The organism is Amycolatopsis sp. NPDC051071, assembly GCF_040682875.1.
Taxonomy (GTDB): Bacteria; Actinomycetota; Actinomycetes; order Mycobacteriales; family Pseudonocardiaceae; genus Amycolatopsis.
Map to the genome: position 1 here is coordinate 62,976 of NZ_JBFBBY010000007.1, position 21,702 is coordinate 84,677.

Here is a 21,702-nt window from a genome sequence, read left to right on the forward strand (position 1 = left end):
ACAGGGACGTGAACTATAAAGACTGGGTCCGGGTGTACACGCCGCAACACCTTCCGTCAGTCCGTCACGGAGGTTTCGGGTGTCCCGAAAAAGCCCTCTTCGTCGTGCCGTCCTACCGGCGGTCGCCGCCGTGGTCGCCACCGCCGCCCTCCTGCAGCTGCCGCCCGGTGCGGCGGACGCGGCACCGGGTCCGGGTGCGCTGACCGGCCTCGATGTCGGCGCGGCCAACCGCCGCGCGCCGGTCGCGGGGCTCTACGATTGGTCCAAGGCCGGATACCGGGGCGGCGCCGCGCTGCCCGGGTCCGGTGAAGTGAATCCGAGCGCCACCTGCCAGGTCACCGCTGCCGAGCTGGCGAGTCAGTACAACGTCAAACCCGACGACGGCGCCGACGACACGAACGGGATCCAGGCGGCGATCGACGGGGTCAAGACCGCGTGCTCGCCGTCCGGGAGTTACACCAAGCTCAGCACGATCACCTTCCCGGCCGGGCGATTCGACGTCACGCACGAGATCCACGTCGACGCCGACTACCTGATCCTGCGCGGCGCCGGCAAGGACGCGACGAAGTTCGTCTACAAGCCCGACGCGAACACGCTCTACGACGCTCTCACCCCGGACGGTTCCGACTGGGACGAGGACGGGATGACCTCGGGTGCGGGCAAGGGTGGCTGGCTGTGGCCGGGCCGCGGCCTGTTCCGCGTCCAGTCCAGGGGAGTTCACGCGTCCTACGCGAGCGACTACGCCGCCGCGCCCGCCAATCGCAAGGACATCTTCGAAGGCACGGTCAACGTCCACTGGAAGGCCGGGGTCAAGCTGCGGGGCAAGGCCGGTGACACCGCCTTCGCCGCGCGGATGGGGGACCGCGTCGTCCCTCTCGCGAGCAGCGGTGCGCTGACCTCGCTCGCCGCCGGAAACCTGGTCAACATCCGGGCGGCCAACTCGCAGAAGTTCTACGAGCAGCAGCAGGCGACCCCGACCACGTTCCCGTTGCTGAACATGCATATGCGCCAGCAGATCTTCACGATCACCGCGCTCGACACCTCCGCACGCACCATCACCCTCGACAAACCGCTCGAGTACGACGTCCCGGTCACGTCCACTTCGGACGGTTCGGCCCCGATCGACGGCGCCACGTACGACTCCAAGGCGGCTCCGCTGGTCGACCCGGTCCTCGGTGTCGGCTTCGAGAACCTCGGGTTCACGCAGGACATGCCCGGCCTGAACCCGGCGGAGGCGAACAACAACTACGGCAACATGGCGCCCGCCGCCGAGATGCACGGCATCGTGTTCAAATGGGCGGCGAACTCGTGGGTCCGCGGCATCCGCGCGGAGATGACCGGGTCGCATCCGATCGTCACGGAGGAGGCCAAGAACCTCCAGATCGTCGACAACGAACTCAACGGATCGTGGAACAAGGGCAAGGGCGGCAACGGCTACTTCCGCGGCTCCCGCGTCTGGGACTCGCTCTATGCCGGGAACACCTCGACCCTGTTGCGGCACTTCACCTTCCAATGGTCCGCGTCGGGCAACGTCGTGATCGGCAACTCGTTCGACTCCGACCTGAACCTGCACGGCGGTTGGGAGCGCAACAACCTCTTCGAACTCAACACGGTCAAGGTCCCCTACGCGCACCGCTCCGGGAACTGCCGGGCCAACTGCGGCGAGGAGGGCGGCGGCGGACCGGACGACTCGAACTGGTTCCCGATCTGGTGGGGTGCCGGCAAGAAGGCCGTCAAATGGTCGGGTGCTTCCGGCTACCGCAATGTCTTCTTCAACAACGCCATGACCAAGCAGGCGACGGACGGCGGCCCGTATAACGACTTCTACGCCGACCGTCATCGCGTCTATGTCTTCGGCTGGGACGGCACCGCGTACAAGCACCTCGACATCGGCGGCACCACGATCGCCGACTGGGCCAAGAACGAGCAGCGGGACTACACCGGCGGGCACGGGGTCGACGCGACCAAGACCGACGCCACGTCGTCGCTGTTCCTGAAGTCCGTCGACGGGACTCCGCCGTCCTCGTCGACGGGCCAGACCAGCACGCCCACCTCGGCGACGCCTACCTCCACGACACCGCCGAACCCCGCTGCGTGCCTGAACGCGACGTTCACCCGCAAGTCGGTATGGGACAGCGGCTACGGCGGCGGGTTCACCGTCACCAACACCTGCTCGGCCGCGGTCACCTCGTGGGCGGTCGAGTTCGACCTGCCTGCCGAGACGACGATCAGCAGTTCGTGGAGCTCGGTGCTGACCAAGACCGGGCAGCACTACAGGTTCGGGAACGCGACGCACAACGGGAGCGTCAAACCCGGCGGCACGGCGACCTTCGGCTTCAACGCCGCCGGACAGGGGCTCCCGGCCGCCTGCACGATCGCCGGAACGAAGTGCGGAGGCACGGAATGACGAGGAAACGACTGCTCGCCGCGATCGCGGCCACGGTGTCCGCGGCGGGGCTACTCGGCGCCGTCGTCACCGCCGAGGCCGCCGCGCCCAGCCTGGCCGCGACGTTCAGCCAGGGTTCGGTATGGGGCAGCGGCTACGGCGGGAAATACACGCTCGCCAACTCCGGCGACGCGAACAGTACACAGTGGACGATCGAGTTCGATCTGCCTGCCGGGACGACGATCACCACGTCGTGGAGTTCGGTGCTGACCAGGACAGGGCAGCACTACAAATTCTCCAACGCGGACTTCAACGGCACGGTCAAACCCGGCGGCACGGCGAACTTCGGCTTCAACACCAGTGGTCTCGGCGTGCCGACAGGGTGCACGGTCAACGGAAACCCGTGCGGGGGAGGAACACCGACCTCGACCACCACGTCACCGACCACCACGAGCAGCAGGCCGCCGACGTCCACCACGACCACTGTCCCGCCGGGCGAGGTCGTCGAAGTGGACACCGCGGTGGAACTCCAGGCCGCGCTGGCGGCCGCGAGCCCCGGACAGATCATCCGGCTGGCCGCCGGGACCTATCGAGGTTCCTTCGTGGCCACGAAACCCGGGACGGCGAACGCGCCCATCACGGTGACCGGTCCGTCCACCGCGGTCCTGATCAACGACGGCCCGTCGGGTGAGGCGCCGTCGTGTCCGGTGCCGACGGCGGGCTGGGACCCGGGGTACGGGTTCTGGTTGTACGGCGCGCCTTACTGGCACCTCAAGGGTTTCACCGTGCAGGAATCGAAGAAGGGGATCGTCGCGGACGACTCCCAGCACACCGTGATCGACGGGGTCGGCGTGCATCAGATCGACGAGGAAGGCGTCCATTTCCGGCGTTCCTCGGCCGACAGCGTCCTGCGTGACTCGACGATCAGCCACACCGGCCTCGTGCAGGCTGGCTACGGGGAGGGCGTCTACCTCGGGTCGGCGAACTCGAACTGGCCATGCCACGGGAATTCCGGCGGCGTCGACCGCGGTGACCGGATCCAGGTGCTGAACAACCACATCGGACCGTACGTCGCGGCGGAGAGCATCGACATCAAGGAGGGCACCGCCGACGGTGTCATCCGCGGCAACACCTTCGACGGCCAAGGGGTCTCCGGCGAGAACTCGGCCGATTCCTGGATCGACGCCAAGGGAACCGGCTACGTCATCGAGGGCAACACCGGTACGTTCGCGTCGCCCGGGACTTTCGTGAACGGCTACGAGACGCACAATCCCGGAACCACGCCGTCCTTCCCGAACGGCTGCGGCAACGTGTGGCGGAACAACAAGTCCGATCTCGGCGGCGTGGGACAGTACGCCATCAAGATCACGTCGACGTCGAAGTGCTCGGAACGGCCCAACGTCGTCTACGCGTCCAACACCGTGTCGAGGGCGGTGAACGGGCTGACGAACATCCCGGTCACGCCCTGACGGACGCCGGTGGCGGGGGCGCGCGGCTTCCGCCACCGGCGGATCAAATCCGGACCGCGGTGATCGCGACGGTGGCGTAGCGCACGGTGAACCGGCCGCCCAGCCCGTCGATCGCCGCGCTGACTTCGGCGAGAATCTCCAGCCGCACAGCGGGTTCGACCCAGGTGAGCGAGCCGAAAGTCGGAAGCTGGTCCAGCCATTCGTCCCGTGTGTAGACCCGTTCCCAGTCGTAGCGACTTCGCTCCGGCTCGCCGAACCCGCCCGCCTCGCGGAGGCCGTCGGCGGCCTTGGCGATGAGCGGTCCGTAGGGGTCGGCGGACTGTTTCGGCACGCTCTTGAGATCGATCGGGGCATCGGGCACGAGCCGCCGGTACGCCTCCGACAAGGCATCCGTGACCGCTTCGGGTGGCTCGGGCACATGCCAGAACGCGGCCAAGAGTCCGCCCGGCCGCAGTACTTCCGCAGCTTTGGCCGCACCCGCGACCGGATCCACCCAGTGCCAGGCCTGCCCGGAAACGAGCAGGTCGAACCGGCGTCCGGCCGGCTCCCAGTCTTCGAGGTTCGAGACTTCGACGTCGATCCCGCTCGCGCGGGCGAACTCGGCCATCCGGGGATCCGGCTCTACGCCCACGACTCGGCAGCCTGCCTTCTGGAACTGGCGCGCCTCGATCCCGGTGCCGACGCCGACGTCGAGGGTGTCTCGTCCGGGAGCGGCCGTGACGAGGTGATCGATGAGTTCCGGGGGATAGGCGGGCCGGGTCCGGTCGTAGCGTTCGGCGTCCACGCCGAAGGATTCCGCGGCCTGTCGATAGCGGTGAGGCTCACGCCCCGACGGTAGAATGGGCATGCGCCCACCATAAGTGGGCAGTCGCCCACTCGTCAACGCAAAGGAGTCGCATGCCGACCGGGGTAGCCCTGCGCGAAGTCCGCGCACAGCTGTTCGACGCCGCCGACCGGGTCTTGCTCCGTGACGGGCCGAGCGGACTCACCAGCCGCGCGGTCACCACGGAAGCGGAGTGCGCGAAAGGCGTGCTGCACCGGCATTTCGACGACTTCGACGCGTTTCTCGCCGAGTTCGTACTGGACCGCGTCGAGAAGCTGGACGGCAGGGCGGCGGCCTTGAAGGAGTCCGCGGGGACCGGCGCGATTGTCGAGAACCTGGCCGAGACCTTGACCGCCGTATTCGAGTCGGTCGCCGTCGCGATCGTCCCGCTCGTGATCTTCCGCGACGAACTTCGCGCCCGGTTGCGTCGTGAATGGCCCGCCGGAGTCCCGGTGCTGACGCAGGCCGCGGTGATGATCGGCGGCTATCTCGCGGCCGAACGTGATCTCGGCAGGCTCGCCGCGGACGCCGACGTCGACACACTCGCGGCCACCCTCATCGGTGCCACGCATCTGCTGTTCGCAGACCGCACGGGTGCGGCGCCCGATGCGGAGCAGGTGCGGAGGACGGTGACCGCCGTCGTCGGCTCCGGGATCAGGCCCGCGCGGCGGTGACCGTGTGCTGGAGCAGCAGTGAGGTGGTGACCGGGCCGACGCCGCCGGGGACCGGCGTGATCGAACCCGCGATGCCCTCGACGGCGGCCTGATCGACGTCGCCGACGAGCCCGCCTTCCGGCGTCGGATTGGTGCCGACGTCGATCACCACGGCGCCGGGTTTGACGTGGTCCGCGCCGACGAAGTGCGCGCGGCCGACCGCGACGACCAGGACGTCCGCGGTCTTGGTGACCTCGGCGAGATCCTTGGTCCGCGAGTGACAGACGGTTACCGTCGCGTTCTCGCCGAGCAGCAGCAGCGCGGCCGGTTTGCCGACCACGGTGGAGCGGCCCACGACGGCGACCTGGGCGCCGGAGAGGGCGACCTCCTCGCGCTTCAGGATCTCCAGCACGGCCGCGGCGGTGGCCGGCGCGTAGGTCGGCAGGCCGGCGGTGAGGCGGCCGAGGCTGACCGGGTTGGCGCCGTCGACGTCCTTGCGCGGGTCGATGTGCGCGCCGACGTCGTCGAGTGTGACGCCCTCGGGCAACGGGGTCTGGCAGATGATGCCGTGGACCGACGCGTCCGAGGACAGCTTGTCGAGTTCCCGGGTGACGTCTTCGCCGGACGGCTTCTCCAGCTGGACCACACGGCAGTCGACGCCGACCTTCTTCGCGGCCCGCTCGATCGAGCGCACGTACCAGGCTGTCGCGTCGTCGTCGGTCGGCACGAGCACGGCCAGCGTCGGGACGGTGCCCGCCTCACGCAGCTCGGCGGCGGTCCGGGTGACCTCGGCGGTGATGGCGGCGGCGATCGCGCGCCCGTCGATCAGCGTCATCGGGCGATCCTTTCGCGGACCTGGGCGACGAGGGCGTCGGCGCGCCCGGCGGCGGGGGTGTGCTCGGCGAGGCGGGCCTCGGTCTCCTTGCGGAGCTGCTCGTCGGACATCGACGCGAGGTTGACCTCGACGTTGACCACGGCCGATTCGAGCGCCGACTTGGCGGAGGAAGCCGCGACCGCGATGTCGGAGATGACGTTGGTGTTGGCACCTTCGAGGATCGAGGCGGCGACATCGACGACCTCGGCCGCGAGGGCCGCGGTGCGCAGCGGGACTTCGGCGGCGCCGACCAGTGCGGCCTGGATCGCGGCCGAGCGGGCCTGCTTCTCGTCGTCGGTCGCCTTGGGGAGCTTGTACGCGGCGACCACCGCGTCGAAGGCGGCGGCGTCGTCGGCGGCGAGGCCGAGCGCGCGCTGACGGAGGTCTTCTGCCTTGCCGAGTGCCTCGGTCATGGTCGTCTCGTGCTCGGCGTACTTCGGCTTGCCGATGGTCAGGTTGCAGACCATGGAGACCAGGGCGGCGCCCACCGCGGCGTTCATCGCGGCCGCCGCGCCACCACCGGGCGTCGAGGCCTTCGATGCCAGCTCGTCGAGCCACTGACCGACCGGTTGAGCCTCCACGCGCTGTTCCCTTCCCGCTGGTTTCGCCGTCGCGCCGGAAGCCTACCCGGGGGTTCCCGGGGCGGCCGAAGGCCACCTGCGCGACGATCAAGATCAACGGGGAACCCCGACGCAAGTAGTCCTCTAGTTGCGGGTTAGGGGCCGTGTGACGACGGTCCGCGAAGGTGGCCTCCGGGACAGCGGATCAGGCCCGCAGGTACTCCTCCCAGGTGAGCTTCGGTGAGACGGCGGGGCCGTCGTCCGAGCCGCGGCCGGCGAGGCCGTTGTAGCCGAGGTAGTAGTCACCTGCCTGGTGCTGCGCACCGGACGACAGGTCCGGATCGGACAAGGCGATGGCGTGGATGTGGTAGGCGAAGCCCTGTGCCGGGGTCCGGACCCAAGCCGCGAAGCCCACCTGACGCAGCTTCTTCGCGACGTCGGTCCTCGTGGCCGAGGACATCCCTTCGACGCCGATGTCGAGCGCGCCGCCACCGTCGTGTGTACCGGCCGAAGCGCCGACGCCGCCGGGGTTGTACGAGCCCTGCGTGATGGTGAGTTGCCTGCCGAGAAGACCCTCGGTCTTCACCAGCATCGCCTTGGTGCGGGTGTTCATCGTCTTGCCGTGATAGGTCAGGCGGCTACCGGCGGCGACCGTCGCGGTGACGGTGTACCGGTCGGCACCCAGCTTCTCGAGCGAGGTCTTGCCCGGCAGCCCGGAGGCGTCGAGCCCGGTGTACCCCAGCGACTTCTGATAACTGGAGTACGCGGTGATCGTCGACGTGCCGAAGTGGCCGTCGACGTACTGCTGGTCGAGCAATCCCTTCGCGGCCAGCGCCTGCTCGACCAGCAGCACGCTGTCCTTGGCGCCCGGCGTCAAGGCGCTGTCCGCCCGGCGCGGGTCGATCTGTGCGGCCTTGAGCACCGCTTCCATACTGGCCGCGGGCAACGCGGCCGCGGTCGTTTCGGCGCCGGCCGGTGTGGCCACGCCGAAAGTGAGCGCGCTCGCTGTCGCGAGTACGGCTACCTTGGTCAACAATTCGTGCCTCCTGGACGAAACCGAAGTTTGTCCGGCCAGCATGAACAGAGTGAATACAAGGTCCGTACAAACGAAGGTTTCTCAGGTATGGGACGAGCCCGCGAACTGGGTGATCGCTTCGGACAAAGTGCGGCAATCGGGATCATCGAGATGTTTCGCGACTTCCTCTTCAAGTGGGCGAAGCCGGTCCCTTGTGCGGGCCGATTCGAGCGCGCCGGCGGTTTCGAGTGCTTCGACCCCGACGGCGAGAGCTTGATCGCAGTCTCCGGCGAGAACATGGCCGGTCGCCAGCATGATGAGGCAAAGTGACCGGCTGCGCCGCATTTCCGGGCCATAACGTTCAACCGCGTCCGTCAACGACGAGATGGCCAGGCCGACATGCCGTCCGCCGAGGTGCAACGCCAGATCCGTGTGTATCGAACCGGCCATCGCGGAAACGTCGACCTCGGTGAAGAACCTCGCCCAATCGGGTGGTTTCGCTTCACTCTTTCCGGCGAATTCCTCGCCGGCCCGATCGAGTAGTCCGACGGCCAAGTCCACCTCGCCCTTCTTGGCGTGAGCCCAGCCCTCGTTCGCGCTCAGGATGCTCGCGGCCAGTTTGGACCCCGACCGTTTCGCCGCCAGCCTGCCGAGCCGGAATTGGGCCAGTGCCTCGTCGGGAGCGCCGTGGTGCAGATGAACCCGGCCTCTGCGGTAATGGATGTTCGCGGCCAATTCGTCGTCGCCGCCATCGTCGGCCAGGCTCAGTGCGAGCGCGAGATGGTGGTGTGCCTCGCCTGCCCGGCCGCTGTCGAAACAGGTCCAGCCCGCGAGGTTGTGCAAATCCGCGACGGCGGAGAGGAGCATGGGCCGCACGGATCCGGAGATCGGCATGCCGAGCATCCGGTGGCCGCGCCGGATCCGTGCCAGGACGGCGTCGCGGCAGATTCCGCCGCCGTAGCGGTAATCGACCGCACGCAGGGCCCTGGTTTGTGTTTCCAGCGCTTCGACATCGCGGGCTTCCACCCGGTCCCGGGGGCGATGAGTGGCGGCTTCAGGATCTGTCATGGTCATTAACCCCTGACGTAACCCCAGGGCTATATCCGTGATTTCAAAGCGTAACGCCGCTCGTGGAGACGCGCAGGAGTGTCGCTCCGGCGAGAACGGGAGGAACCTGATATGACTTCCCATGGACGCCGAAAGGTCGAGACCCCCATGGTGCTACGTACTTCGTCACCCGCGCGAGCCCAGCTCAGACTGGTCTCCCCGGCGGGCGTGGACCCGGCGCCCAGGTACGGCGGGCTCGCCGACAGGCGGCTGGCCGCTATCCTCGCCGCCGAAGACGTGGCCGAGGAACACGGGCTGAGCGCGCACGTCCGGACCACCTGTTACGTGCACCGGTGCTGGGTGCACCAGTGCATCTCCGATCCGATGCACGTCCTGGTCGTCACCGGGCACCGGTGGTGCCGCCGGTGCGATCGCACGGTCGTCGTCGACGTCGACGAAACCGCGCCGGGATCGGTCGAGCTCTACTGCGACGGGTGCGGTGTCCCGCCGGACACGGTCGCGAACCGTGAAGTGCTCCTGTCCTGCCGGACCAGTCTGAGCGCGATGCATGGCGGGCAAGCGGCGACGTTGTACGTCGTTCCGGACCCCTGAAGGGGCCATCTGGCGGTACATGGGCTGCTGGACGGCCGTATCCGGCGAGGCCGTCAAGCGTAGTCAGTGGTTTGGACCACCACTGTTACCGAAGCGTGATCTGGACATATCGCGCGGAAGGTTACTTTGTTGTGGCGCGCAACGAATTGCTTCGCCCGTGGATTTCCAACGCCGGAGGTGTCACGACGTGAACCGGATCTTTGTGCGGCCCAAACGGCGGAAAGGGGGCCGAGGCGTGCTCGCCCTCGGCCTTTCCGCCCTCCTGATCGCCGCCGGGCTCGGCGGAGCCACCACCGCCTCCGCCGCGGTGGACTACAACCAGACAGCGGTGTCGCAGAGCGCGACGCAGGCACAGATCTCCTTCACGCCGACGACGGCCGCGCTCTACGTCGACCTCCACTACACCGGCGTTTCCGGGCAGGGTCAGCAAAACGTCCGCATGGTCAGCAGCGGCGGAACCTGGCGGCATACGGTCGGTTCGCTCAGCACCGGCACGGTGCTCGACTATTGGTTCACCTACGAGAAGAGCGGTCCGCAGTACGACACGCCGCATTTCAGCTACACCCACGGCGGTAGCGGCACCGCCGTCGCCGTGCCGACGTTCACTCCACCAGGCGGGAGCTACCCGAGCGCTCGCTCGGTGACGCTGTCGACCACGACCGCCGGTGCGACCATCCGGTACACAGTGGACGGTTCCACACCGACTGCGTCGTCCACTGTGTACTCCGGTCCGATCACGGTCTCGTCGTCTTCGACGGTGACCGCGATCGCGCTGAAGTCCGGTTCGGCGAACTCGGCGGTGACCTCCGCGAGCTACACGATCGGTTCGACGCAGGCGACCTGCCCGGTCCAGTCCGACACCCCGGACTTTGGCCCGAACGTGCGGATTTTCGACCCCGGTATGTCGGCGCAGTCGATCCAGACGCGGCTGGACGCGGACTTCAACCAGCAGAAGGACACCCTGACCGCGCAGTTCACCGAACGCCGGTACGCGCATCTGTTCAAACCCGGTGTCTACAGTGGGATCCACGACGACGTCGGCTACTACACGTCGGTCGCCGGTCTCGGGCAGAACCCGGGCGACGTCGTCATCAACGGTGACGTGACCGTCGACGCCTTCAACGAGTCGGACCAGGGCCACGCGCTGCAGAACTTCTGGCGCTCGGCGGAGAACCTGGCGATCGTCCCGAGCAGCGGCGCGAACCGCTGGGCCGTCGCGCAGGCCGCGCCGTTCCGCCGGATGGACGTCCGCGGCGGGCTGAACCTCTTCCCGGCCAGCTATGGCTTCGCCAGCGGTGGTTACACGGCCGACAGCAAGGTCTCCGGCAAGGCCGCGTCGATCTCGCAGCAGCAGTGGTACACCCGCGATTCCGGTTATGGCAGCTGGGAAGGCGGCGTCTGGAACATGGTCTTCTCCGGGACGAACGGTGCCCCGGCGAACACCTTCCCGACTCCGCCGGAGACGACACTCGGCACCACGCCCGTCTCGCGCGACGTCCCGTACCTCTACCTCGACGGTTCAGGTAAATACCGGGTGTTCCAGCCTTCCTTACGTACCAACGCTTCCGGACCGAGCTGGGCCAACGGCAGCACCCCGGGCACGTCGTCGCCGATGAGCCAGTTCTACGTCGTGAAGGCGGGGGACACCGCGTCGTCCATCAACACCGCGCTTTCCCAGGGCTGCGACCTGTTCTTCACGCCCGGCGTCTACCACCTCAACCAGACGCTGAACGTGAGCAAGGCCAACACCGTCGTCCTCGGCATCGGCTACCCGACGCTGGTGCCCGACAACGGGGTCGACGCGATGCGGGTGGCCGACGTGGACGGCGTGCGGCTCAAGGGTCTGCTGTTCGACGCCGGCACGACCAACTCGCAGTCGCTGCTCACCGTCGGCCCGGCGGGCTCGACGGCGGGCCACGCCGCCAACCCGACGACGTTGCAGGATGTCTTTTTCCGGATCGGTGGCCAGATCGCGGGTAAGGCGACGAACAGCCTGATCGTCAACAGCCGCGACACGATCATCGACCACATCTGGGCCTGGCGGGCCGACCACGGCAACGCGGGCACCTACGGGTGGACGATCAACACCGGCGACACGGGTGTGATCGTCAACGGCGACAACGTGTTCGCGACCGGGCTGTTCGTCGAGCACTATCAGAAGTACCAGGTGATCTGGAACGGCCAGAACGGCAGGACGATCTTCTTCCAGAACGAGATCCCTTACGACGTCCCGAATCAGGCGGGCTGGAAGAGTCCAAACGGGCTCAACGGGTACGCCGCCTACAAAGTGGGGGACAACGTGACCACGCATGAGGCGTGGGGCCTTGGCAGCTACTGCTTCTTCAACGACAACCCGGCGGTGAACCTGTACCACGCGTTCGAGGTGCCGAACCGCTCCGGTGTCCGGTTCCACAACATGGTGACGGTCTCGCTGAATTACAAGGGGACCATCACCCACGTGATCAACGACGTGGGGGCGGTGACCCCACCGGGGACGACGCCGAGCAACTTGGTCAGCTATCCGTAGTCACAACTGCCTTTCCTGACCGGTGCGGAGCTGGGCGTGACCGTGTGGATTCCGGGACGTCAGATGTCCTGGAATCCACACAGTCCTGCTTCACCGTGCGTTGGCGGGTTTCAGGTTCGCCGTTGGCGTATAACGCCCTATACCCGCCGGGTTTCCCTCGATGCCGTATCACGAATCCGGTGATCTGGCGGCGGATGAGGGGCAAGGCAATCGTGGCGTGGTGCCCGGGCTCGCTGTGACCGACTTGTTCGCGGGGTTGGCGGCCAGGGTGAAGGCGTGACTCGCGTGCTTGAGGACGTAACTCGCGTGCTTGAAGGCGGATCTCACGTGCTGGATGCCGAACTTAGGTGTGCGGAGCCTGAGCACGCGAGTTTCGGCTTTAAGCACGCGAGATACGGCTCTGAGCACGCGAGTGCGGTGCCGCGCCACCCCAGGCGCCACCTTTGCCGCACCCCTCAATAGAACCTGCTTTCCCAGGGCGTGACCTGCCTCGTCGGCCAATCTGGATCCGCACTCGGGAGATGCATAAAGGATTCATATAAAGTTGCTATGCTTCAGGCGTGAGTCTCCGAGACGCCACGCACGGCGCTTCCGATGCCATCGGGTCAGCCCTCTACGGTCTGGCCATCAGGGCCGTGAGACGCCTTCCCCGCGACATGAGCCTGACGTCCGCCGCCACCTTGGCCACCCTGGACAAGACCGGCCCGCGACGGATCACCGATCTGGCGGTGGCCGAGGGCGTCACCCAGCCCGCGATGACCGTCCTGGTCCGGGTGATGGAGGGATCCGGGCTGGTCGAGCGGAAGGGTGATCCGTCCGACAAGCGGGTCACGCTGGTGTGCCTGACCGAGGCCGGCGCGTCGTACGTCCGGACACGGCGCCAGGCGGGCGTCGACGCGTACGTGCGGTTGATCGACGAACTCACCGGTGACGAGGTCGAGGCCTTGGCGGCAGCCCTTCCGGCGCTGCTGCGTCTGGCGGAGCTCGAAAGCCACGCCCGAGAGGAGTCAGGGCGGTGACCGCGGCTCGGCCTCATGACGAGCCCATGAGCACTGCCCTGAAACGTTCCGAGGCACGTCTGCTGGTCCCCGCCCTGATGTTCATCGCCCTGGTCGTGGCGGCGGTCGCCAGCCTCGGGACGCCACTCATCACCAGCGTGGCGACCACGTTCCACGTCTCACTCGACAGTGCGCAGTGGACACTGACCATCGCCCTGCTCAGCGGCGCCGTCGCCACACCCGTCCTCGGCAGGCTCGGAGCCGGTCCTCACCGGCGGGCCACTGTGCTCGCCACGCTGGCGATCGGCGTCGTCGGTAGCGCGCTCACCGTGCTGCCGCTGCCGTTCGCCTGGCTGCTCGTGGGCAGAGCGGCCCAAGGCGTCGGACTTGGTCTCACAGCGCTGATGATGGGCGTGGCCCGCGACCATCTTCCCGAGGAGCGCAGCGCGCCCACGATCGCCCTGATCTCAGTGGTCTCCATCATCGGAGCCGGCGTCGGCTACCCGCTGGCCGCGCTGCTCGCCGAGTTCGGCGGACTGCGGGCCGCCTACGGGCTCGGCCTGCTCGTCACCGCCATCGCCTTCGTGACCGCGTGGCGCTCCATGCCCGCAGCCCCCGAAGGTCGCTCCGCTCACGTGAACGTGGCCGGTGCGCTCGTCCTGGCGGGTGGACTTTTTCTCGTCCTGTTCCTGGCAGGCGAGAAGAGCCTGTGGAGCCGACACCTCGCCCTGGCGGTGACCCTTGCCGTCGTCGCCGTACTCCTGCTCTGCGTCTGGACCGTTTCCGAACTGCGAACCAAGACGCCCCTGGTCGACGTCCGGGCGGTACGGCATCCGGCGGTCGCCGGGGCGAACATCGCCATGTTCGTCGGCGGGAGCGGCATGTACCTCCTGCTCACCCTCATCACCCGCTACGCGCAGACGCCGCACAGCGCCGGCTACGGCTTCGGACTGACCACCTTCGTGGCGGGGCTGGTCCTCATCCCGTTCTCCGTGCTGGGGTTTGTCGCCGGCAAGCTCACGCCGCGGGTCCGGATGCGGATCGACGGCCCCCTGCTCCTGGCCGGCAGCGCCGCCATCGTCGGCGGCGGGTTCGTCCTGTTCGCCACCGCCCGGTCCAACCTGGCCGAACTGCTCGCGGCCATGGGCGTGCTGGGCTTCGGCGTCGGCAGCTTCTCGGCCGCCATGCCCGGCGTCATCCTGGCCGTCACCCCCAAGAGCGAGACGTCGAGCGCCATGAGCTTCAACTACGTCGTCCGCAGCGTCGGGTACTCCCTGGGCAGCGCCATCGGCGGTCTGGTCCTGGCCGCCGGCACCGCCACGGGCAGCCTCTTCCCCGACGACAACGCCTACACCACCGCGGCGCTGGTCGGCATCGGCGCCATGGCGATCACGACGCTGACAAGCCTCGCCCTCGCCCGCCGACGCTCATCCGGAACCAACTCGTAAGTCCGATGCACTCATCCCAACACTGGAGGTTCCATGCCCAAGGGCTACTGGGTCAGCGCCTACCGCACCATTGCGGACCCCGAGAAGCTGGCTGCCTACAACAAGCTTGCCGGTCCAGCCGTCCGGGCCGCGGGCGGGCGGCCGCTCGCCCGCGACGGCCGGGTCGTCGCACACGACGCCGGAATCGCCGGGCGCACCATCCTGATCGAGTTCGACAGCTTCGAACAGGCGGTCGCCGCACGTGCGAGTGCGGCCTATCAGGAGGCGTTGGCCGCACTCGCTGACGGCGTCGAGCGCGACTTCCGCATCATCGAGGGCCTCGACTGACGTTGTCGTGAGTGTTTTGGGTCGTTAGGGCCAAGAGTGTCGGCCGATCGCGCGTGAAGGACCCCTTCCCTCGGCTCAGCCGAGGAAACTCGACCTTCACGCGCGACCCAAGTACAGGAAGGCCCCCTTCCTGTACCTAGGCGCAAGGAAGGGGGCCTTCCTGTACCTCAGGCGAGCACGCGGGCGCCGGTACCGAGCGGGGCGGGTCTCGTGAGTGATTTGGGTCGTTAGAACGACCCAAAACACTCACGACCCACGCGGTGTCGGAGGCGGCGGAACCGTCTTCGCCAGCACGATGTCCGCCAGCCGGATCGTCGCGAGACCGCGTTTGGTTTCCACCGTGCATTCCGCGTCGTCACGCGACCGGAGGTACCCGAGCGCGTCCGTGAACCCGCCCTCGATCCGGTACCGCACGACGACCCGCGTGCCGACAGGGACGTCGGGGAGGGTCATCGGCTCAAATGCGCGGTGAGCTCGTCGTCGCTCGGCTCGACCAGATGCGTGCCGTCCGGCCAGACGATGGTCGGGATCCGCCGTTCCCCGTTCTGCAGGGCGCGCACGGTCTTCTCAGCGCCGGAATCCGCCTCGACATCGAAGTAGTCGTATTCGACACCCTTGGCGTCGAGCAGGGCACGGCTGCGTTTCACGTCGGGGCACCAGCTTGCGCCGTACACGGTGAGGTCGCTCATGGTTCACAGCATGCCAGGCCGCAGCCCGGCGGCGTGTTCGGCGAGGGCGGAACGGTCGGTGAGACCGGTCTTGGTGATCAAGCTGGCGACGTGCTTCTCGACCGTCCTTGGCGAGATGTGCAGCCGTTGTCCGATGTCTTTGTTCCCCATCCGCTCGGCGAGCAGCACGAGGACCTCGTACTCACGCACGGTGACACCGGACGCGCGCAGGTCGCCGGGTACGCGGTCGACACCGGCCCGCCGCTGCCGGACGGGTGCGCCGAGCTTGCGGAGCAGGCTTCGGCAGGCACCGGCGACGGCCTGGATGTCCCTGCCGTGGAAGTACTCTTCGGCTTGGGCGAGCCAGCCTGCCGGATCGCCCCAGCCGTCGGCGGCGGCCGGTTCGGCGATCAAGCGGAGGCCGAGATGGCGGGCCAGCGGATACGGCGCCGACGTCTCCAGTGCGGCGGTGACCGCCCGTCCGGCTTCCGCCGCGTCACCCCGCCTGCCGTGCTCGACGGCGTGCGCGAGTTCCACGAACTGACGGTTCCACCGCATTCCGCTCACCGCGGACTCGGCGGGCGGGCAAGCGGCGCCGCCGAGGGTGTCCACGAGTGTCCGGAGCCCGTGCTGGCCGGCGAGATGAAACCGGCTCGGCCGCCGCTCCTCCAGTTCGGTGACTTGCCCGAGTTCCCGGCGCGCCCGCTCGAAGTCCTCCTCGAGCAGCGAGCAGAAGACCCGCCCGAGCCCGATGCTCAGCACCATCTCCTGCGCGTTCTCGCCGCCGATCGCCCGGAAGTCCTCCAGCGCCCGCTCCATCGCCGGACGGTCGGCCCGGTGCCCGGCCGACATCGCCCTGGTCATCTGCGCGTACTGGAGCAACGCGGTCAGCCGCAGCCTGCCGAGCACGGCGAGGTTCTCCTCCAGCAGCGCGTGCGCGGTGTCGAACTCGCAGCGCAGGATCGCGTGCATGGTGCGCACGGAGTCGACGGCGCAGTGCAGGGTGATCGACCCGGTCCGCTGGGCGTCGGCGCGGGCGAGCAGCAGGGTCTGTTCGTCGCCGTTCATCAGCACGCGATGCCCGCCGAGCCGGACCAGCGCCTGCGTGCGGAGATGGTGCAGGTGGTTGTCCTCCGCGGTCCGCCGCGCGAGCTGCATGTAGTGCTCGGACTCGGTGAGGTCCCGCGACAGTGCCAGCATGCCGAGCACCTGCAGCGCCTGGCAGACGACGAACGGCTGCCCGGTCTCCTCGGCCACCTTCCACGCCTGCCGCGCGAGCCGTTCCGCCTTGCCGGTGCGGCCGGGGACGTCGAGCCAGAGGTTCGCTTCGACGGCATCCAGCGCGGCCTGCTGCGCTGGGGAGATCGTCGAACCCAGTGGAGCGCGGGCACGCTCGATTTGGCCGAGGCATTCGTCGTGCCGCCCGGCGATATACGCGGCCCAGGCCAGCTGGGTGTGTAGCTTCGCCGCGCGTTCGAGGGTCCCGATCTCGCCGAACTCGGCGGAAAGTTCGACGGCGCGGTCGAATTGACCGGTCTGTCCCAGCGCGTACAGCAGGGTTTCGAGCACCTCGGCCCGATCACCCGCGTCGGCGCCGGCGAGCAGGTCGACGGCTTTGGTGAGCATCGTGACCGCCGAGTCCGCGGCCCCGGCGTCGAGCGCGCGGCGACCGGTCTCGGCGAACAGTTCTCCCGCCGCTTGTTCGTCCGACGCGGTCAGCCGCAGCGAAGCTACAAGGGCGCACAGGTCACCCGGCAGGCCGGGATAGAGCTTCTCGACGGCGTCCGCGGCCTGGCGTGCGTGCGCCGCTTTCCGTGCCGGGACCTGGCGTTCCAGCAGTGCTTCCGCGGTCAGCGGATGACGGAAGGCGTACCAGCCCGGGGTCGTTTCGTCGGTGGTCACCAGGTTTGCCGAGACCGCGGCGGTCAGATGGTTGTGCAAGGTCCGGTCGTTCATCCCGGTGACCGTCTGCACTACCGACAGCGGGAAGCGGCGGCCGATGATCGCGGCGACCGACAGCAGTTCACCCGCCTGCTCGCCCAGTTGGCCCATCCGGGCGCCGATACTCGTGACGAGCGCGGCGGGAACACGGGCACGCAGTTCGCCGATTACTCGCCAGCCGTCGCGGCCCTCGACCAGCAGACCGTCGTTCACCATGCCGTGTAGCAGTTCCTCGACGATGAACGGCAGACCCGCGCTGTTGCGCCACAACAACTCCGCCGCGGGCGCGGGCAGGCTGTCCGGTTCGGTCTCCAGGCAGGCCGCGGCGAGCCGCCGGGTGTCGGCGAGGCCGAGACGCTCGAGTTCGAGGACGGTGCAGCTCATCCGCTGCGCGCCGGAGGTCGCCAGGCGCAGCGCGTCGGATGGTTCGTTGCGCAGCGTGCCGACGAGGAGGGTGTGCGCGGCGGAGAGGTTGTCGACGAGGTATTCGAGGATGAACAGAGTTTCGGCGTCGGCATCCTGGAGGTCGTCGAGGACCAGGAGCGCGCCGCGCTCGCGGCTCGTGATCGCCAGTAGCCGGTACACGGCCTCGGCGAGGACCATCAGCGAGCCGGATTCCCGTGGGCGGTCGCCTTGGGACCAGTCGGGTATGAGCTGCGCGAGTACGGGGACGAACGGGTCGAGTTCGGCGGCTCGCGGTGGCCCGCCACCGCGGAAATGCGAGAGCAGTGCCTGCGTCAGTGGCCTGAAAGGGACCAACGGGCCGATCGAACTCGCCCTGCCCTGCAGGACCGGGATGTCCGCGGCGACCGCTCGCGACGCCGCTTCGATGGCGAGCCGGGACTTGCCGATTCCGCCTTCGCCCACGAGAAAGAGCGCGCCGCCGCGGCCGGCGATGGCGCGATCGAGAGCTACGGAAAGCTCGGCCAGTTCGGCGTCGCGGCCGATCACCCGTGACGAACGGATCCCCACCGCCGTGACTATAGCGAGCGGATTCCGCTGCTATGGCGAAGAGTTGATCACGAAGACGGGTGTCGGGAACCCGTCTTCGTGAACCTTTCTCAGATCCAGCCGCCGCTGAGGACGCTGACCACGGACGGCGAGTAGGGGTCGCCGGACAGGGTGGCGAGCGGGTTGGCGCTCAGCCGCGGCTTGCTGCCCGCCAGCGCGTGGTTGCGCGAGCCGACCTCGAGAGCTCGGGGCAGGGTCACGGCGCCGAGCGCGTCTTCGGTGGCGGACAGGTCTCTTTCATACATTCGGGCTATCTCCTCATACTCGGTTTGGCGGTGGGACAACGGTGGCCGCGGGATGCGGACGGTCGGGGCGGAGCAGCAGCGCGGACGGGACGCGGTCGCCGAACCCCAGCCGCAGCAGGCCGTAGCCGATCCCCGCCAGTCCGCTCAGGAACCCGGGCGTGGGAACCGCGCCGGGAGTCCCGCAGCGCGCGCCGCGCTGGTCGATGGCGGCGAGCAGGTGACCGGTGCGGCGCCGTACCGCGGCGGCGGCGCCAGTGTGCCCGTTCTCCGCCAGCACGCACAACACCTCGATGACCCCGGTTTCGCCGTGGCACAGGCTGAGATCCTTCAAAGGCGCCCCGTCGGACAACCGTTTCACCGTGCGGTCGAGTTCCAAGGCGCGGGCGGGATCGGGCAGGTGGGCGGCCTGGCCGAGCGCGGCGCCCGCGAGACCGGCGCACCAGCCGCCGGTGCTTTCCGCCCGATCGTCCGCCCTTCCGGGCATTTCTTCGCCGGTCCGGTCGTGTGCCCGCAGGACCCAGTCCATTCCCGAGGAACCGTGTGCGAATCCCGTCCCTTGTGGACGTTCGCGGTCGAGCAGCTGTTCGGTGTACCGGCCTGCCCTCGTCAGCGAGCTGTCGAGTCCTGTTTGGACATACACCGAGCGCATCGAGGCGACACCGCCCGCGAGTCCGGTCGTGAACCCGGTCGGCGTCTCGGCGGTGGCCTCGGGCATCAGGTCGACGGCCTGTTCGATGAGGTCTCCGGCGGGAAGTCCGACCAGGGTACTGAGCCGTGCGATCGTGTACGCGACGCCGCCGAGGCCGAGAAGGCCGCCGCAGCCGGCCGTGGCGGCCAGTTCGGGGTCGGCCCGGAGGGTCGCGAAAAGACCGGGCAGCGGGGTGATGGCGTACGCGGCGAGATCGCGGTAGCGCGCGATCCCGGTCAGTTCGGCGAGCTGGGCGAGGAACAAGGCGACCCCGCAGTAGCCCTCGCCGAGGCCGGCGCCCATCGGCAGCACGGTCCAGTACCGGTCGTCGACGAGTTCGATCCCGAGCCAGTTGGAGCGGTGCTCGTCGGAGAAGGCGTTGGCGACGATGTGATCAGCGATCCCGCAGGCGGTGACCAGCAGCCGTTCCGCGTCGGGTGCCTGGTTCGGCACGGCCGTCTCGGCGGTTTCGCCGCCGCCGTCGTGCCCGGTGGTCGCGGTGCTGATGGCGAGGGTGGCCGAGATCAGCCATTCCTGGTCACGTTGGTCGAGGGGGTCCATCTCGGCGACCTTCGCGAGCACCGTGTCCAGCGATGGCCGGCCCACGACGCCTTCGACGCTGTCGCCGCGTGAATCGAGCAGCGAGGTCGAACCGGGGTTGGACGTGAACATCGGGACGTCGCCCACCCAGAGGTCGGCCCGCTCGTGCGGCACGAGCCGCAGCAGCTTCTCCTCGCCTGCCGAGTCCTCTTCGAGCAGGTCGAAGGCGTGGTCGCGGTCGGCGGCGTCGCGGAGGAGATCCGGATGCGTGGTCTCGTCGAGCAGGCGGAAGTAGAAGTTCGTCGGCCGGATGAGTACCCGGATGGGGTCTTCGGCGCACCGCCGGAGGTGCTCGGCGAGTTCGTCCCGCGCGCCGGAGATCGCGTCGTAGCCGAGCCGGAAACCGGCCAGCAGTGCCGCGCTGTGCTCGGCGGGGGCGACGTCGCGGCCGTCGAGGCGCGGGAGGTTGTTCCCACCCGCGAGTTCGCCGGGTACGCGGACCAGCCGCATCCGGTCGGTGCCGGCGTCGGCCCAGTCGACCCGGTCGGTGGGCAGCCTGCCGCCGCGGCCGGCGAGCCCGGAGATGTCGACGGCGCCGTGCTCCCCGGCGAACAACTGGGGGAGCAGCAGCGTGCGCTGGACCGAACGCGCCAGCATCGCGGCCGCGGGGTCGCCGTCCTGCGGAACGGCAGGCGAAGGCTGGAAAAGGGTTTCGATGTCGATCAGCACCGGCTGGTCGCCACTCGCGATGATGTTCTCGTAGTGGACGTCGGTGGCGTCGAGTGCGTGCAGCAGCGCCAGCAGGATGCCCTGGCGCCGGTAGAAACGGTCGACGTCGGCGATGTCGGTGCACGACCGGTGCTCGACGAACCGGAGCCAGCCGTATCCGTCGCGCGGTAACGCGTCGGCGGTCCGCAGTTCGAGGCCGGGCAGCCGCTTGTTGAGCCGTTCGACGACGTCGGTGAAACGCGCGTGCAGGAGCAGCGGGCGGGGTTTGTAGATCACCTGTGCGCCGCTGGAGAACCGCAGCAGTTTGACTGAACGTCCGCGCGCGTGGGAGTCACCGATCCCGCCGGCCACTTCGATGAGCGTGCCGAGTTCGCCGTCCACGACCGAACAGGGCAGCGCGACGGCGTCCTCGGCGAAACGGGTGAGCATTTCGGCGTGGGCCTCGGCGGCGTGGAGGCAGGCCTGCGCGACGATCCGCGCCAGAACCGGATACTCGCCGAACAACCGGACAAGCCCCGCAGGCGTGGACTGCTGCCGCACGAAGTCGGCGAAGCGCTCTTCGGGTGTTTCACCGTGGAGGGCGTCCGCCTTGCGGGCTCGGTGGAGTTCGAGGACCAGCGTGCGCACCGAGAGCGTCAGCAGATGCTGGTCGAGTTGAGCGGCGAAACCCGCACGGAGTGCGCCGACGTCAGCGCCTTCGAGGCCCTCGGGGACTGCTTCACGACTGGCAGCGGCGACGAACGACCTGAAGACCCCGGCGAACTCGACACGCCAGTCACCGACTGGGGCTCGCCCCGGCAGAGGCGTGATGACGGCGTGTTCGGCGAAGTCCGCCCATGCGGGCTTGTCCACCGTCGGTTCGCGCGGGGTCTGGCCGTGCACCCACCACTCCAGCGGCAGGGACGTCGCCGGTTCTGGGAGCGTCACGTCACTCATGCTGTCAGGGCATCACGGTGCGCACATGGGGGCCGGACCCCCACATTCAGCGCACGCACGAAGATGACCGGAGAGTGACGATCGTGGTCGTGAGTGGAGAAGACGGTTCTTTGAGGGAAAGTCAAACGGGGCGTGGTGGGTTCGGCGGCGGCAGCGGACTCGTCAGGAAGCCAGAAGCTCCTGACTATCCACAAAGGACGCTTTT

General features: G+C 68.4%; 18 protein-coding genes. 8 read left to right on the forward strand and 10 right to left on the reverse strand.

The features are described 5' to 3' along the window. The first annotated feature begins 79 nt into the window (after window positions 1–79). Both AB0M65_RS04150 and AB0M65_RS04155 read left to right on the forward strand, forming a co-directional pair. On the forward strand, window positions 80–2,407 hold the full coding sequence (locus AB0M65_RS04150; RefSeq protein WP_364021075.1) for a cellulose binding domain-containing protein: 2,328 nt from the start codon (window positions 80–82) through the stop codon (window positions 2,405–2,407). After that, the gene (locus tag AB0M65_RS04155; RefSeq protein ID WP_364021078.1) at window positions 2,404–3,855 is read left to right on the forward strand and encodes a cellulose binding domain-containing protein; all 1,452 of its coding nucleotides are present in this window, start codon (window positions 2,404–2,406) and stop codon (window positions 3,853–3,855) included. Before AB0M65_RS04150 ends, AB0M65_RS04155 begins: the two co-directional genes overlap by 4 nt. A 43-nt stretch (window positions 3,856–3,898) precedes the next feature. Here AB0M65_RS04155 and AB0M65_RS04160 read toward each other — a convergent pair whose 3' ends face one another. Then, entirely contained in the window at window positions 3,899–4,639 is a 741-nt protein-coding gene (locus AB0M65_RS04160) for a class I SAM-dependent methyltransferase (RefSeq protein WP_364021184.1), read from the reverse strand. Window positions 4,640–4,752: 113 nt separating this feature from the next. Here AB0M65_RS04160 and AB0M65_RS04165 point away from each other — a divergent pair, with 113 nt between their 5' ends. After that, window positions 4,753–5,352, forward strand: coding sequence for a TetR/AcrR family transcriptional regulator (locus AB0M65_RS04165; RefSeq protein WP_364021081.1), 600 nt, complete (start codon window positions 4,753–4,755; stop codon window positions 5,350–5,352). Here AB0M65_RS04165 and AB0M65_RS04170 read toward each other — a convergent pair. From AB0M65_RS04170 to AB0M65_RS04185, 4 genes are all read right to left on the reverse strand, one after another. Continuing rightward, window positions 5,333–6,166: a bifunctional 5,10-methylenetetrahydrofolate dehydrogenase/5,10-methenyltetrahydrofolate cyclohydrolase gene (locus AB0M65_RS04170; RefSeq protein ID WP_364021084.1), complete on the reverse strand. Its 834-nt coding sequence runs from the start codon at window positions 6,164–6,166 to the stop codon at window positions 5,333–5,335. The two genes, AB0M65_RS04165 and AB0M65_RS04170, sit on opposite strands and share 20 nt — an antisense overlap. Further along, the gene (locus tag AB0M65_RS04175) at window positions 6,163–6,786 is read right to left on the reverse strand and encodes a cyclodeaminase/cyclohydrolase family protein (RefSeq protein WP_364021087.1); all 624 of its coding nucleotides are present in this window, start codon (window positions 6,784–6,786) and stop codon (window positions 6,163–6,165) included. The genes AB0M65_RS04170 and AB0M65_RS04175 overlap by 4 nt, the downstream gene beginning before the upstream one ends. Before the next feature lie 184 nt (window positions 6,787–6,970). After that, a complete protein-coding gene (locus AB0M65_RS04180) occupies window positions 6,971–7,801 on the reverse strand; it encodes a peptidoglycan-binding protein (protein ID WP_364021090.1) in 831 nt (276 codons plus the stop codon). A gap of 81 nt (window positions 7,802–7,882) precedes the next feature. Continuing rightward, entirely contained in the window at window positions 7,883–8,848 is a 966-nt protein-coding gene (locus AB0M65_RS04185; RefSeq protein ID WP_364021093.1) for a tetratricopeptide repeat protein, read from the reverse strand. 147 nt (window positions 8,849–8,995) lie between these two features. Between AB0M65_RS04185 and AB0M65_RS04190 the strand changes: the two genes are divergently transcribed. The 5 genes from AB0M65_RS04190 (at window position 8,996) to AB0M65_RS04210 (ending at window position 14,739) form a co-directional block, all read left to right on the forward strand. Beyond that, window positions 8,996–9,439: a hypothetical protein gene (locus tag AB0M65_RS04190; RefSeq protein ID WP_364021096.1), complete on the forward strand. Its 444-nt coding sequence runs from the start codon at window positions 8,996–8,998 to the stop codon at window positions 9,437–9,439. Between the two features lie 187 nt (window positions 9,440–9,626). Beyond that, a complete protein-coding gene (locus tag AB0M65_RS04195) occupies window positions 9,627–11,966 on the forward strand; it encodes a chitobiase/beta-hexosaminidase C-terminal domain-containing protein (RefSeq protein WP_364021099.1) in 2,340 nt (779 codons plus the stop codon). Between the two features lie 560 nt (window positions 11,967–12,526). Continuing rightward, the gene (locus AB0M65_RS04200; RefSeq protein WP_364021102.1) at window positions 12,527–12,985 is read left to right on the forward strand and encodes a MarR family transcriptional regulator; all 459 of its coding nucleotides are present in this window, start codon (window positions 12,527–12,529) and stop codon (window positions 12,983–12,985) included. 26 nt (window positions 12,986–13,011) lie between these two features. Beyond that, on the forward strand, window positions 13,012–14,412 hold the full coding sequence (locus AB0M65_RS04205; RefSeq protein WP_364021105.1) for an MFS transporter: 1,401 nt from the start codon (window positions 13,012–13,014) through the stop codon (window positions 14,410–14,412). Window positions 14,413–14,445: 33 nt separating this feature from the next. Next, window positions 14,446–14,739 (forward strand): DUF1330 domain-containing protein, encoded by a 294-nt coding sequence (locus AB0M65_RS04210; RefSeq protein ID WP_364021108.1) that lies wholly within the window; start codon window positions 14,446–14,448, stop codon window positions 14,737–14,739. A 246-nt stretch (window positions 14,740–14,985) separates the two neighbouring features. On the opposite strand, the gene AB0M65_RS04215 is transcribed toward AB0M65_RS04210, so the two are convergent. The 5 genes from AB0M65_RS04215 to AB0M65_RS04235 form a co-directional block, all read right to left on the reverse strand. Beyond that, window positions 14,986–15,192 (reverse strand): ferrous iron transport protein A, encoded by a 207-nt coding sequence (locus AB0M65_RS04215; protein WP_364021110.1) that lies wholly within the window; start codon window positions 15,190–15,192, stop codon window positions 14,986–14,988. Next, window positions 15,189–15,428 carry a glutaredoxin domain-containing protein gene (locus AB0M65_RS04220; RefSeq protein ID WP_364021113.1) on the reverse strand — a complete coding sequence of 80 codons (240 nt, stop codon included), beginning with the start codon at window positions 15,426–15,428 and terminating at the stop codon, window positions 15,189–15,191. The genes AB0M65_RS04215 and AB0M65_RS04220 overlap by 4 nt, the downstream gene beginning before the upstream one ends. A gap of 3 nt (window positions 15,429–15,431) precedes the next feature. After that, a complete protein-coding gene (locus tag AB0M65_RS04225; RefSeq protein ID WP_364021116.1) occupies window positions 15,432–18,320 on the reverse strand; it encodes an AAA family ATPase in 2,889 nt (962 codons plus the stop codon). An 89-nt stretch (window positions 18,321–18,409) separates the two neighbouring features. Continuing rightward, window positions 18,410–18,604, reverse strand: coding sequence for a hypothetical protein (locus AB0M65_RS04230; RefSeq protein WP_364021118.1), 195 nt, complete (start codon window positions 18,602–18,604; stop codon window positions 18,410–18,412). Between the two features lie 13 nt (window positions 18,605–18,617). Continuing rightward, window positions 18,618–21,497 carry a type 2 lanthipeptide synthetase LanM family protein gene (locus AB0M65_RS04235; protein ID WP_364021121.1) on the reverse strand — a complete coding sequence of 960 codons (2,880 nt, stop codon included), beginning with the start codon at window positions 21,495–21,497 and terminating at the stop codon, window positions 18,618–18,620. Window positions 21,498–21,702: the final 205 nt, after the last annotated feature.

Excerpts from the sequence above, each read along its gene's own strand:
- AB0M65_RS04155 (WP_364021078.1), top strand. The coding sequence starts at position 2,404 with ATGACGAGGAAACGACTGCTCGCCGCGATCGCGGCCACGGTGTCCGCG.
- AB0M65_RS04165 (WP_364021081.1), top strand. The coding sequence starts at position 4,753 with ATGCCGACCGGGGTAGCCCTGCGCGAAGTCCGCGCACAGCTGTTCGAC.
- AB0M65_RS04170 (WP_364021084.1), bottom strand. The coding sequence starts at position 6,166 with ATGACGCTGATCGACGGGCGCGCGATCGCCGCCGCCATCACCGCCGAG.
- AB0M65_RS04185 (WP_364021093.1), bottom strand. The coding sequence starts at position 8,848 with ATGACAGATCCTGAAGCCGCCACTCATCGCCCCCGGGACCGGGTGGAA.
- AB0M65_RS04190 (WP_364021096.1), top strand. The coding sequence starts at position 8,996 with ATGGTGCTACGTACTTCGTCACCCGCGCGAGCCCAGCTCAGACTGGTC.
- AB0M65_RS04205 (WP_364021105.1), top strand. The coding sequence starts at position 13,012 with ATGAGCACTGCCCTGAAACGTTCCGAGGCACGTCTGCTGGTCCCCGCC.
- AB0M65_RS04210 (WP_364021108.1), top strand. The coding sequence starts at position 14,446 with ATGCCCAAGGGCTACTGGGTCAGCGCCTACCGCACCATTGCGGACCCC.
- AB0M65_RS04215 (WP_364021110.1), bottom strand. The coding sequence starts at position 15,192 with ATGACCCTCCCCGACGTCCCTGTCGGCACGCGGGTCGTCGTGCGGTAC.
- AB0M65_RS04220 (WP_364021113.1), bottom strand. The coding sequence starts at position 15,428 with ATGAGCGACCTCACCGTGTACGGCGCAAGCTGGTGCCCCGACGTGAAA.
- AB0M65_RS04230 (WP_364021118.1), bottom strand. The coding sequence starts at position 18,604 with ATGTATGAAAGAGACCTGTCCGCCACCGAAGACGCGCTCGGCGCCGTG.
- AB0M65_RS04235 (WP_364021121.1), bottom strand. The coding sequence starts at position 21,497 with ATGAGTGACGTGACGCTCCCAGAACCGGCGACGTCCCTGCCGCTGGAG.